The 13,044-nt window shown below is 47.3% G+C and carries 8 protein-coding genes and 1 tRNA gene; 6 read left to right on the top strand and 3 right to left on the bottom strand.

All coding sequences use genetic code 11. The features are described from left to right. The first annotated feature begins 79 nt into the window (after positions 1–79). Genes DRJ53_RS04095 through DRJ53_RS04080 form a run of 4 tightly spaced genes read left to right on the top strand, consistent with a single transcriptional unit; the run spans position 80 to position 4,471 of the window. Positions 80–988, top strand: coding sequence for an alpha/beta hydrolase (locus DRJ53_RS04095; RefSeq protein WP_114234267.1), 909 nt, complete (start codon positions 80–82; stop codon positions 986–988). A 60-nt stretch (positions 989–1,048) separates the two neighbouring features. Beyond that, positions 1,049–2,176, top strand: a complete 1,128-nt coding sequence (locus DRJ53_RS04090) for an esterase (protein WP_114234452.1) — start codon at positions 1,049–1,051, stop codon at positions 2,174–2,176. A gap of 37 nt (positions 2,177–2,213) precedes the next feature. After that, complete coding sequence (locus tag DRJ53_RS04085; protein WP_114234266.1) at positions 2,214–3,377, top strand: esterase; 1,164 nt, start codon at positions 2,214–2,216, stop codon at positions 3,375–3,377. A gap of 14 nt (positions 3,378–3,391) precedes the next feature. Next, entirely contained in the window at positions 3,392–4,471 is a 1,080-nt protein-coding gene (locus DRJ53_RS04080; RefSeq protein WP_114234265.1) for an esterase, read from the top strand. 266 nt (positions 4,472–4,737) lie between these two features. Here DRJ53_RS04080 and DRJ53_RS04075 read toward each other — a convergent pair whose 3' ends face one another. Then, positions 4,738–5,151 (bottom strand): Imm50 family immunity protein, encoded by a 414-nt coding sequence (locus DRJ53_RS04075; RefSeq protein ID WP_114234264.1) that lies wholly within the window; start codon positions 5,149–5,151, stop codon positions 4,738–4,740. A gap of 119 nt (positions 5,152–5,270) precedes the next feature. Beyond that, a complete protein-coding gene (locus tag DRJ53_RS04070; protein ID WP_162303796.1) occupies positions 5,271–10,901 on the bottom strand; it encodes a carboxypeptidase-like regulatory domain-containing protein in 5,631 nt (1,876 codons plus the stop codon). A gap of 435 nt (positions 10,902–11,336) precedes the next feature. Here DRJ53_RS04070 and DRJ53_RS04065 point away from each other — a divergent pair, with 435 nt between their 5' ends. Together DRJ53_RS04065 and DRJ53_RS04060 are read left to right on the top strand one after the other, a co-directional pair. Further along, positions 11,337–12,314, top strand: coding sequence for a Gfo/Idh/MocA family protein (locus DRJ53_RS04065; protein WP_114234451.1), 978 nt, complete (start codon positions 11,337–11,339; stop codon positions 12,312–12,314). Between the two features lie 218 nt (positions 12,315–12,532). After that, the gene (locus DRJ53_RS04060) at positions 12,533–12,835 is read left to right on the top strand and encodes a DUF1330 domain-containing protein (protein ID WP_114234262.1); all 303 of its coding nucleotides are present in this window, start codon (positions 12,533–12,535) and stop codon (positions 12,833–12,835) included. Between the two features lie 126 nt (positions 12,836–12,961). Here DRJ53_RS04060 and DRJ53_RS04055 read toward each other — a convergent pair. Then, a tRNA-Leu gene (locus DRJ53_RS04055) sits at positions 12,962–13,043 on the bottom strand. Between the last annotated feature and the right edge of the window lies 1 nt (position 13,044).

The following is a 13,044-nucleotide window of genomic DNA, read 5'->3' as shown; positions in this document are numbered from 1 at the left end:
GTTTTTTTGCGGGCTCCCTTGAACCGTCTAAAATGGTTGGGGCGTAGCTGAACGCATTCATTAATTTTTAAAACGCCAGATGAAGCCATATAGAAACATTACTCTAAAGAAAGTCAGTGTCGCTTTTTTCCTGCTTTGTTCTTCCGTTGTTAGTGCACAGGAAGTAGTGCCGATTTATAACGGTGCGGTACCCAATGCAAAGCAATCGGGTAAAACGGAAAGCTTTGCACAGGGTATGTTCCGGAATGTCACGCAGCCTACGCTGGAAATTTATTTACCCGAAAAAGATAAAGCAACCGGCACCGCGGTGGTGATTGTTCCGGGCGGCGGCTACGGCGTGGTGGTGTACCAGGGTGAAGGCATTGGCAATGCAAAGCAGTTTGCAAAAGCGGGCATTGCGGCATTTGTCCTCAAGTACCGCCTGCCCGATGATTCCATCATGCAAAATAAAAGCATCGGTCCGCTGCAGGACGCACAACAGGCCATCAAGTATGTGCGGGAAAATGCATCGAAGTGGGGCGTGGATGTGAATAAAGTGGGCATCGTGGGCTTTTCGGCAGGCGGGCACTTGGCATCGACAGCAGCTACGCATTTTGCAAAACCCGTTATTGACAATAAGGCCAACACCAACCTGCGCCCCGATTTCCAGGTGGTGGTGTACCCGGTGATCAGCATGAGCGACAGCCTAACCCACCGCGATTCGCGAAGCAGCCTGTTGGGCAAAACGCCGTCTAAAGAATTGATCGCCGAATATTCGAACGAGTTGCAGGTAACACCCAATACTCCGCCGGCATACATTACTCACACCACCGATGACCGCACTGTAGATGTAGGCAATGCTATTGCTTACTACGAAAGCTTGCGCCGCAATAAAGTGCCGGTGGAAATGCATATTTACGAAAAGGGTGGTCATGGTTTTATTTTCCGCCAGCCCGATTGGATGGACCCGCTGCTGCTGTGGATGAAAAAAAACAAATGGCTGCAATAGTCCTTTCATTTTTTTACTAACGAAGCCCTTTGCAAAAAGGGTGATGCAAACCAGATGAATATGAAACTTTCACTAATCAAAGGGCTGCAACTTGGCGCAGCAATGATGTGCATGGCTGTTATAGCACATGCCCAGCCACAGCGGGTCCCGCAGTTCAACTCGCCACAAGTTAACCCCGACAACAGCGTCGTATTCAAATTTTATGCGCCTGCGGCAAAAGAAGTAAAACTCAGCACGCAGTTTCACCAGGGTGCAGCGCCAATGACCAAAGATGCCGATGGCGTGTGGAGTGTAACGCTGGGACCAGCCAAGCCCGATATGTACCCGTACAATTTTATCGTAGATGGCGTGTCGGTAGCCGACCCAAAGAACAGCGCCATTTTTCCGAATGAAGGATTTCAAAGCAGCATTGTAGAAATTACCGGTAGCACACCGCTGGTGCACACATTGCAAAATGTGCCGCATGGCACCGTATCGTACCGCTACTACAATTCGTCGGAACTGGGCCCGCGCCCCGTGGTGATTTACACACCGCCGGGTTATGAAAAAGAGACCTCGAAAAAATACCCGGTGTTGTACCTGCTGCATGGCACCACCGATACGGAAGAAACATGGACCAAAGTGGGCCGCGCCAATATTATTTTAGACAACCTGATTGCACAAGGCAAGGCGGTGCCGATGGTCGTGGTGATGCCTTACGGTAGGGCATACCCGAAAATTAGCAAAACATCCGGCAGCCTGCGCAACTGGGATAACCTGCAGGAGATCAAAAAAGATTTCTTGGATCTGTTGATTCCCTTTGTAGAATCGAATTACCGCGTAAAAGCCGATAACAACAACCGCGCAATCACCGGCTTTTCCGGCGGTGGCGGCACTTCACTTTTTTTAGGCCTCAACAACCCCGACCTGTTTCGCTGGGTGGGCGGATTTGCACCGGGTATGTTGAAAGAAGAATTCGACCGCAACAATGCCGTTGCATTTGCTAACTCCAGCACCACCAACCAGCGCTTGAAATTGTTTTGGATTGGTGTGGGCCGCGATGATATGTTGTATCCCGTGATTACCGATTACCTCAAGCTGCTGAACGATAAAGGCATTAAACACGAAACGCTTATTTCAGACGGCGGCCATACATGGATGAACTGTAAACTATACCTCTCTACACTGGCGCAAAAGCTTTTCAAATAACCCCACTGCAACCACTGATTTTTCAATACAAACGAACATGCATTTTTCTAAGATCTTTCAACTATTGCTCACACCTGTAGCCCTTTGCTTGTGTGCTGTTGCGCTGGCGCAGCCGCCACGCGGGCCTTTCGTGGTATCGCCGCGGGTGTTGCCCGATAAAAAAGTTACGTTTAGTTACCTGGCACCCGGTGCCAAAGATGTGCGCCTCGCTGGCGGCCAGTTTGGCGCCAACAATGTGCAAATGAAAAAGGACAGCATCGGCATTTGGAGTGTAACGGTGGGCCCGGTGGTGCCGGATATTTACCCGTATAATTTTATCGTAGACGGCGTAAGCGTAATGGACCCGGCCAACGTTGATTTTTTCCCCAATGAACGTTTTAAAGCAAGCCTCGTGGATGTTCCTGGTTTTACGCCGTTGGTACATGCAATGCGCGACGTGCCGCACGGTTCGGTGAGCTACGAATACTATCCATCGGCACAGGGCACTATTGGTTCGCTCATGGTGTACACGCCACCGGGATATGATAAAAATGCTGCTGCCAAATACCCGGTGTTTTACCTCATTAGCGGCACTACTGATACTGAGGAAACGTTTTTTAAAGTGGGCCGCACCAATTTGATATTGGACAACCTGATTGCCGAAGGCAAAGCAAAACCCATGATTGTGGTGATGCCCTATGGCAACGTAGAAGCAAGGATCGCGGAGCAAAAAGGCGGATCAAAGCCCGCCGACCCGATGGGCCGCGAAAGTGCAGATGCAATGGCACGGATGCGCAATTTTGCCGACGACCTCACCAAAAATGTAATTCCCTACGTCGACAAAGCGTACCGCACAATCCCGAGCCGCGAAAGCCGCGCCATTGGCGGTTTTTCGAGAGGTGGCGGGCAAACGCTGCGCACCGCGTTTTGGAACATGGACAAGTTTGCCTGGATCTGCTGCTACAGCGCTTACCTGCCGCCTTCGGAAATGGACAACAGCTTTCAATCGATTGTGGCCAACCCCGATCAAACCAACAAACAGTTGAAGCTGTTTTGGGTAGGCGTGGGCACCGAAGACTTTTTGTACAATGACACTGCCGGTTTCCTGAACTACCTCACAGGAAAAAAGATCGCTTACAAGAGCATGATCACCGGTGGTGGCCATACTTGGATGAACGTAAAGACCTACGTGGCCAATACCGTTCCCCTGCTTTTTAAATAAACAAATACTTGTACATGAAACGCTCATTATATATTGCTTGTGCGCTGTTGTTGGCGGGCATTAGCGGCATGGCGCAGCGGCCGCCTTCTATTTCATCGCCTGATGTGCATGCCGATAATACGGTTACGTTTAAATACTTTTCGCGGAACGCACAAAAGGTGACGCTTACCGGCGAGTTTCTGCAGGCAGGCCTGCCCATGACAAAGGACACGGCCGGTGTATGGAGCATCACCGTTGGCCCAATCAAGCCTGATATTTACCCGTATGCTTTTGTGGTGGACAGCGTGCAAACCGCCGACCCAAACAATAAATACATTTTCGCCAACGAACGTTTTAAGCGCAGCATTGTCAACATTCCCGGCAGCACGCCGCTGGTGCATTCGTTGCAGGCCGTGCCGCATGGAAAAGTAACGTACCGGTATTATAAATCGGGTACGTTGGGCACCACGCGGCAAATGCTGGTGTACACGCCGCCGGGCTTCAATCCAAATGGCGCTAAAAAGTACCCGGTGCTGTACCTCATTCATGGCGGATCGGACACGGAAGAAACCTGGACAAAAGTGGGTAACGCCAACTTTATTGCCGACAACCTCATTGCACAAGGCAAAGCGCTGCCCATGATCATTGTAATGCCGTATGGTAATGTACGGCCGGCACCCATGCCCGACTTTACCAAAGACGTGCTGAACGATGTGATCCCCTTTATTGAAGCTAATTATCCCGTACTAACTGACAGCCGTAACCGCGGCATTGCAGGCTTTTCTGTTGGAGGTGGCCAAACTCTGAACATTGGCCTGACCAATACGGCAAAGTTTGCTTATGTAGCGTCTTATGCACCTTTTACGCAAACCGAAGAATTCGGCCGGAACTTTGGTGCCAGCTATGCGCCCAACGCCGACCAGATCAACAAGCAATTAAAGCTGTTTACGATTCATGTAGGCACCGATGATTTTTTGTATGAAAGCGTAAAGAATAACATTGCGATGTTTACCGGTAAAGGCATTAAGCTGCGCAGCGATATTGTATCTGGCGGCCATACCTGGATGAACTGCAAGTTGTTTTTGGCTACTACGTTGCAGGAGTTTTTTAAGTAGATATATTCAGCATCCGTTTAAAAGCTTCAATTGCTGCTATATGGGTAGTAATTGAAGCTTTTTTATTACAGTTTGTTGAAACAGCGTTATAGCTTAATGACTTTGCATATGCATTGTTCAAAGGAGTGTATAGTATATGCCTGCCATCAGCCGCTGTCAATACTGGTCTAAAATAATTCCAGAAGCGATTAACAGGTTTTGAAAAACGGCGAACTTCTTTAGATTGTGTTTTAAATCAAGTTTATCCATGTTGTATATCACCGGCACTAAAAGTGTCCCGAAGCAATCGGTGTTAACTTTTTTACCCGAATATGCTTTGATGTAAACTTTGCGTCAACGCCATAAGCAGCAGAGAGTTCGCAAACAAGCAAGTCGCCTTCACGGTAAAAGTTAATCCGCGAAAGCGCATTCTGATGATTAAAGCCATCCATACTATTATCATGTAAATCAGCAAGCTCAAAGTCAATAAGGCAATGTTTGATGAGCTCAAAATGCCTGCCTTTAACTTTGCTGGTCATTATAAAAGCATACAGCTGAAATTCTAAGGTGGAATTACTGTCTTTAAAATTTCTTTGAAAGCTAATAGAAATTACTTCTGCATCATGAAAAGTGGGCCAATAGCCGAAGTGGTCGATTATTGAACCGGCATTTAATATGTGCTCTTCTTCCTTAAATTCCATTTGGCGATTGATTTAAATGCCTATGATCAATTTATTGCTATAGGGATTGCGTTAGTGTTTAGTCGAACAGGTTGTTGACTACAAAAAAGGCTGACCTTTCTTGCTTATAATATTTCATGTTAATCAATACTAACCCGTTTCATACCTTCTCTTCCGTAAAAGATGGGGAAATACATCATTTCCGCTTTGGCGGGGTTGAGCTGATAGCTGCCGGTAAATTTTGGAAGCAGTGGTATGGAAAAAGTGTATGTGCCCTTGGTTAGCTTCGTACAAAATATGCTCACCTTGTGCTTGAAATACTCGCGGTGCACTTCGTTGTTGCGCCAGGATTGCGGCTTATCGCGGTAGCTGCAACCGGCAGGAATGGGCACTTCTATCATTACATAATCCGCATCGGCTTTCACCGTCACTGTAACTTCAAGATCAACTGGGTTGCCTGCTTTAAGCGTTGGTGCTGCGGCGCTGTCTTTTGCAAATGCTGTTGTAACTATAAAGTCGCTGGCAACTTTTTGTGGGTGGCGGTTCCAGTGTTGGCTGTATGCCGTGAAGTAAACCGGCAGGTCACCCGTTTTTTGTACGGTCAGTGCATCGCTGTTGTTTATTTCGGTTGCAAAAGGAAATGTTGAAACCTGGATATTGTCTTTACCCATAATCGTTAAGCTTGCCGGGCGGGGCAACGAATCGTTGTGCAGCAGGTCGGGCAGAATCGTTTCCATGATGAGCGACGACTCATAAGTATTGCGCCATTGCCCGCTGCTGCGTTGCTCCAGAAAATAGTTGCGCATTTGTTGTAGCTCTTTTGCGTAGCCACCAGCTTGCCGCAACATTTTATATACCAGCATTGTGTGCTGAATGGAATTGTTGAAAAAGCGATAGCCTTCGTCGCCCCAGTAAATGTTGCCCATCATGGTGCGTTGCTTTTGTTTCAGCAGGCTGTCGATGTTTAATTGCGAACCGGCTTTTTGTTCCAGTTCGATTAGCCTCAACCGTGTATAGCCATCATCCAGTGTTGAATCCTTTCGCAGCTCATCGAGGTATTTGCCGTAATCAATTTTAGCATGCAACGCATTTAATATGCTCAGGCCATCCAGCTTTTCAATCCCCCTGCTTGTCGCCATTTGTAATACCAAGAGATCGGTTAGCGATTGTTTAATTAGGTTGATCTTAAAGCCCATTTGTTCCGCTTCCAGTAAGGCTTCCACGGCATGCCTGCTGATCCAAAATTCCGGTTGGCTATTGCCCCACCAGCCCCAAAGCTTGTTTGCCGTTTTCCCTTTGTTTAGCCGGCTGATAATTTCATTAATCTCCCCATCCCGATTAAACGTTTGATGGAGGTAGCCAGCAATCTTTTTCTGCGCCAGCAAGGCTTTTAGTTTGGAAGCCAACTGCTCGTTGCAATAGTATTCATACCTCCGAATTTGTTCTGTTTCATCAAGGATAACAGGCAGGAGCGAGGATGCGGCAAATAGTTTTACCGGGCCATTTGTTGCGGGTAATTGAAGGGTGAAAGTAGTGTCGCCTTCCAATGCCGCAAACATTCCCTTGGCTTCCAAAGTACCCGGCCGTATCAATGGAATGGTCCGCTCTTCGCCATCAAAGTAGCCGTCTTCTTTTTGTATGGTGTATTTAAACTTAATGGAATCTTGCTGCGATGCAACCACTGCAAAGGTGTCGATCCATGCACTTTTAAGTTTGATGCTTTGTTGTGTCGGTGCGGAGTCGTTCACGCTAAAGCTGCGCACCAGTTGCACGCTGTCCGGCAGGTAATGTTGTGTTTTTGCAATAATATTGGCGGAGTCGTTCCAGATGAGGAATTGCGGTAAATTAAGCGTGCCGCTCAGCGCTTTAAATGCTTTGACACTTGATTCGGTAAAACCCGATCTTTTTTTGCCATCCATGGCGATGGCAAAACCCCGCCAACTGGTAATGTCATCGGGAAAGGTGGTAGTAAATGTTGCACGCCCAGTTGCATCAGTTACCAGCCTTGGCTGCCAGTACGCATAATCACGAAAATTGCTGCGAAGAGAATATTGTTGCATCATTTCGGTTGCTACCGATTGATCGCCTTGTTTTTTGGTAGTAATCACGAGCACACCGCCCGCTGCTACAGCACCGTAGATGGCCGTTGCCGATGCATCTTTCAACACCGACATGCTGGCAATTATTGCAGGATCAATATTTTCCAGGCTGCCACTAAATGGCATGCCGTCTACGATGATTAGCGGTTTGCTTGCAGCATCGGCCGAGGCTAATCCGCGTATATTAATGCCGGCAACCTTTCCGGAGAGGGTATTGCCCAAAGTTGTTACGCTTATCGAGCTGGTTACGTTTGATTTCCTTTGTATACCATAGCCAACTACCACTACTTCCGCCAACGATTGCCTGGCAGTTAATAGGCTCAACTCCAGAAAGTCTGCCTGCCCGTTTACCTCCGCAGAAGTGTATCCTACTGCGGAAACAACCAGTGTTGCATTCTTGGGTATAAGTAAGCTGAAATAACCCGCGTAATCCGTTATGGTGCCCAAACGAGAACCCTTGATTACTACAGTGGCGCCAGCAATAGGGTTTTGCGCACCATCCAACACTCGCCCTTCGGCACGCTGTGTTAATAGTGAGCTGTCCAGATATACAGCGTGAAAAGTTTCTTTAATTTCATTGGCATCTCCTGCTGCATCCATGATACGGGCAAGCTCACGATTGTTGATGATGGCCGCAATGCGCATCGAAGTGCTATCCTTGGCCTTTGGAGCAATGCCATCTATCGTATAAAAATTGGTGCCGTCGGCGGCAACCTGCAGGTGCTCCTGTATAAAATAAGCATCACCACGAAGCAGCAATATCAGCCGGTATTGGCCCGGCTTCAGGTGACCAAGGTTTCTTTCGGCACCTCTGTAAATTCGAATAAAATCGGGATCATCGTTACGAAATAAAATGATGTTTTTAATGGCGAACGGCGCTTTCATACTATCCGGTGCGATCGCAATTTGCAGCTTGCCGTTGCCGGCTTTTGGCAAACGTGGATTGTAAAATAAATTACTGTTGGCACTGCGGTCATCGAGGTATTGTTGCCAAAGCGTATCTATTTCTTTTTCCGTCAAGACATAGTCGCTAAAATTGGCGGGTGGCGTGTAATGCGGCAGGCGTTTTGAAAAAAGTTCTTTGCCGGTCCATTTTTGTCGCACAAAACCTTCCCTGATCCGGTACTGAAAGCCACCTTCGACATCGAAATTTTGGCGGAAATTATTTTTTGCCACAAGTGCTGCATCTCCCGGGAGCAGTGGACCAACCAGTTGCAGTGTTTCGCCAAGTCTATTTGTTGCTTTTCCAATATTCAGCGAAAATGTTTTAGCACCCTGTTGCACATAAACCGGCTTTTCGCCATAGTTGCTTTCAACCAAAATCATGTAACGGGTCCACAGGTCTTGTTCGTGGCGGGTAAGTGTATCCGGTGCTTTTACAATCCGCACGTATTTGTTGGCTGTATCTGCATTGATCGAGAAAAAAGTTTTCATTCCTTTTTCTGCCCAAATGCTATCCACATGGATGATCTTATTTGCAGTGCGCATCCGTATTGCATGTTTGCCCGGTGCCACGGCAAAACTATAACGCTGCAACTGTTGCGCCTTGCTAAAGAACACTGGTTGTTCGTCGATATACAACAGGTGAATAGGCTGCAACGCGCCGTCCTGCACTACAAAAGGCGCAATCTGGGTGATGCTGTCTTTCGCCGGTTCGTGGTTGCAGTAAATGGAATCGGGGTATAAAAATCGATAGTATTCGATTGTGTCCAGCGCCAGTTCGTGGCTCCATTTTTCCCATTGCAGGTTTTGTTGCATGACGGGCCGGTTGCCATCCATAAGGGTTATGCTGTTTCGGCCCGAACGTGCCCCAGACAAGCGGCCGAAATAAGGCACATGGGGTGGCTGCACGTGTTGGAATTTATGTGTAAAGGCGTAAGCAGTCACATCAACGTTGGGAACCGGATTTCCTTTTGCATCCCTAACCTGTATAGCTATTTCTGTTTGTTGTCCGGGGTAAACAACATCCGGTTGCTGCACCGACAGGTGCAATAATTTGTCCTGGAACGGAATAGGATATTCTTTGGTAAATGTTTCGTCGCCCGCAACAAACTGCAGCGATAAATAATAGGTTTTTGCAGTATTTGTTTTGCCGATATAAAACAACGTATCGCTGGTGCCGCGCATAACAGGTCGGTTGCCGGCAAACAACGTATACCACATTGGTAGCTTGTGTTGGTTATCCACTTTTATCCAAACAGAATCGTGTGTACGTACTGCCGGGCAGGATACCATTTGGTCGGCATTGGGAACAGTAAATGAATCGGTCAGGTCACCAGTCGATACGCTATATTGGTGCACGTAAGGTTGGTATTTGAGCGCAGCGGGCAATGATACCTGCGCGACTTGAACCGTGTCGCCGCTTTGATTAAGCATTACCAATTGAGCCGATGCTTGCGTAGCTATTCCCGAAGTTTTCAGTGCTATGTGCAAACTGTCGGACTTCAGTTGAAAAGTAATTTTTTCACGCCGGTGGTGATATCGCTGCCGAAGCGTTTGAGTATGCAGTTCGTTATTGCTGTTGCGGAAAGAAACTGCAATGATGTAGTTAAATGATGCTGCGGGGAAAATGGTATCAGGAATGGTGATTTTTGTTTCACCAACGGCTTCTAAATTTTGATTGTGCCGCCATAATGTATCAGGCAGAAAAACTTTTGGCCCATGGAACTGCTGATCATTGTCCAGTGCGATCACGTCGATCGTTACGCGTCCATCTGGCACTGCCAGTCCGTTTTCATCCGTTGCTTTCAGGAAAATGGAAATTTCCTCACCGCGGTGGTGTTCGTTTTTGTCCGCCCGGGCTAAAAAGGTGGTGTTGGTCAATTCATATTCTTCATAACGAAAATTGCCGCGCAGCAGCACTTTTCGTTCCATGGCATATTCATCTTCGTCCAGGTCGCCGTCGTATTTTGAGAGGTCGTATTTCCTGCTGCTTTGTTCTTCAAGTGTCAGCAAAAAGGTCTGATCCAAATCCAGTTCCAACCGTTCATTTAATACAAATGATCCCGCGTAACCGCCTTTGCGGTACGGCTTGAGTGTTGTAAGAATGGTATCGGTTATAAAAGAACGATCCGTCAGGCGCAGCAACAATTCACGGTCCAACGGTTTTCCTTTGCGGGTAGTGACAAATGCTTTGATGTGTACAGTGTCGCCAGGTTTGTATACAGGTTTATTAAAGGCCATGTAGCCCCTGAATTTTTGCTCCCATTTTGTACGCGACTGGAAGTAGCTGTAATAGCGGTACTGCTGGTGACGTTTTTTAAAAATGTTCCCAATTGATTTTACCCGACGAATATCAAGTGCCCTGGTCCAGATCGGATTTCGTTTTGCAGTGTTTTCAATTTCTGAACAGTGCAGTGTATTCTGGTAGTAAACTTCTAGTCGTCCCGATCGGCGGCTGCCGTTCAAACGGTAGGTTTGTGTTGATCCATCAAAACGGAGCTTTTTACCTGCCAGCAAAACATCTGCGTTATTTATGGCCTGGCCATTATTGTTGTGCACCAACACCGCTACGTCGTTCCTATTGTTCAACACCTTTACCTGCACGGCTTGTACCGTCGTTAGCTGGTACACCATTTTATTTTCCGCAGCGTGCATCAACAGGTAATTTCCACTGGGGAGCGTGGGTATTTTGCTACCGGTTGCAAACGAATCTAAAATAGTATGCATCATTGCTGCGGGCTTTGAAGCGGTGCCTTTTTTATGAATCGCTAATGCTTCTTTTGGAGTGATTTGGTACACGTATGTGTAAGCACTGTTTCTTTTACTGCCGGAAAGGTTTTGTTGTGCATGGCAAAATAGGGCAAGCAATAAAGAAAAGAATGTAAGGCAAATTCTCATAAAGCAGGTGTTGGTTGGTTGCAGTCGGCCGGATGGAAAGTTAAGAAAACGAACTCATTTTTTGGTGGTATACACTGAACGCATGACCAAACACGAGGATGCCATCGATTGCTATATCCCGAGCACAAAAAATTTTCTAGACAGGTTCGGCAAAAATTAGTGTTGCAAATTTTGGAATAGGCTAGATAGATGGCGCCGTGGAAATAAACAATAAACGCATTTGCTTAAACCGGATAATCTTTAGCTTTAAGCAATATGAGCCAAACAATGATTCGATGGGGTATTATTGGTTGCGGAGATGTTACGGAAGTAAAAAGCGGACCTGCTTTCAATAAAGTACCCGATTCAAAACTGGTGGCCGTGATGCGCCGCAATGCGGATAAGGCAGCGGACTATGCCCGGCGGCACGGCGTGGACCGCTGGTACAGTGATGCCGCACGCCTCATCAACGACCCGGAAGTAAATGCCGTTTATATTGCAACGCCGCCCTTGCAGCACGAGGAATATACCGTGGCAGCACTGCGTGCAGGCAAACCGGTGTATGTAGAAAAACCCATGGCTGTTAGTGCGGCCGCTGCCGCCCGAATGGCGCAGGTGGCTAAGGAAACAGGCCTGAAACTTTCTGTGGCCCATTACCGCAGGGCACAGCCGCTGTACCTGAAAATTAAATCGCTCATTGCGGAAGGCGCTATTGGCGTTCCGCGACTGGTGCAATTGCAATGTTTGCAACCCCACCAGGGCAACTTGGTTGCCCACACCGAAGAACCCTGGCGCTACAATCCGGCTATTTCCGGCGGCGGCTTGTTGCACGACCTGGCGCCGCACCAGCTCGATTTGATGCTCCATTTTTTTGGCGCCCCTGAAGTTGCGTCGGGGTGCTCGTTTAACGGTGCTAATTTGTATCCTGCCGCTGATACAACCATAGGCCAGGCCATATTTCCCGGCCCGGTTGCATTTGCCGGATCTTGGTGTTTTTCCGCTGGTCAAAAACGCGACGAATGTGAAATATTCGGTACCGAGGGCTCTATCAAATTTTCATTTTTCACACACCAGCCCCTGGTACTTAATCGCGGCGGAGGCGAGCAACAATTTTTATTCGATCCATTGCCGCATGTACAACAGCCCATGATACAGAAGGTGGTTGACTATTTTTTAGATAGAGGTGAAAATCCATGCTCGGCAGAGGATGGAGTGACCGTGATGCAAATGATCGAAGTAATGGCAGGAGATAAAGCCGTTAAGTAGAAAACGCTGTTCAAAAAATCACCTATTGAGTTTGTGCTGCACGATTATTTGTGAAGTCGGAAATGGTCTGCATTTAATTAAAGACTTTGTGAACCCTGCAATGGCAAATGTTTAAAAGTCAAGATTACCGCAAAAGTTTGCTGGAAGTTGTTGCAAGGATAATGCCCGCTGTGAAGTTTCGAAGGATCAATTTTTTGTAATAGACTAAATAGTGTGCTTTGCTTTATATTACGCAACTCGTTTACATCATTCCCGGGCAGGAAAAAGTGTTTGATGAATTCGAACAAATAGCCATACCGCAGATAGCGCAGTACAACGGGCAACTTTTATTCCGTTTGCGGCCGGAGCGGAGTGCATTCATTGAAGCTTCCATCGAGGAGCCATACGAAATTCATATTGCCACTTTTCCATCGCAAGATGACTTTGAAAAATATAAAAACGACAAGGAGCGACGAAAATTTTTACACCTTAAAGAACAATCGGTGAAAGCTACGATTCTGATCCAGGGTGTACGATTGTAAAGGATTAAAAAATGGTTCTAAAAGACAGCGTTATTGAACTATCAGTTGCATTATAATGTGGGAAGCAGACACGAACCTAAAAAGAAACAGGTGACCTTAATTAAGATCACCTGTTATCTTTTCGTGTGCCCAGGACTGGATTCGAACCAGCACACCTCGCGGCGCCGCCACCTGAAGACGGTGCGTCTACCAATTTCGCCACCTGGGCA

The organism is Paracnuella aquatica, from assembly GCF_003332885.2.
GTDB lineage: Bacteria > Bacteroidota > Bacteroidia > Chitinophagales > Chitinophagaceae > Flavisolibacter > Flavisolibacter aquaticus.
The sequence above is the reverse complement of the archived record's forward strand: the minus strand, read 5'-3'. Positions and strand labels throughout refer to the sequence as shown.

Excerpts from the sequence above, each read along its gene's own strand:
- DRJ53_RS04095 (WP_114234267.1), top strand. The coding sequence starts at position 80 with ATGAAGCCATATAGAAACATTACTCTAAAGAAAGTCAGTGTCGCTTTT.
- DRJ53_RS04090 (WP_114234452.1), top strand. The coding sequence starts at position 1,049 with ATGAAACTTTCACTAATCAAAGGGCTGCAACTTGGCGCAGCAATGATG.
- DRJ53_RS04085 (WP_114234266.1), top strand. The coding sequence starts at position 2,214 with ATGCATTTTTCTAAGATCTTTCAACTATTGCTCACACCTGTAGCCCTT.
- DRJ53_RS04080 (WP_114234265.1), top strand. The coding sequence starts at position 3,392 with ATGAAACGCTCATTATATATTGCTTGTGCGCTGTTGTTGGCGGGCATT.
- DRJ53_RS04075 (WP_114234264.1), bottom strand. The coding sequence starts at position 5,151 with ATGGAATTTAAGGAAGAAGAGCACATATTAAATGCCGGTTCAATAATC.
- DRJ53_RS04070 (WP_162303796.1), bottom strand. The coding sequence starts at position 10,901 with ATGATGCATACTATTTTAGATTCGTTTGCAACCGGTAGCAAAATACCC.
- DRJ53_RS04065 (WP_114234451.1), top strand. The coding sequence starts at position 11,337 with ATGATTCGATGGGGTATTATTGGTTGCGGAGATGTTACGGAAGTAAAA.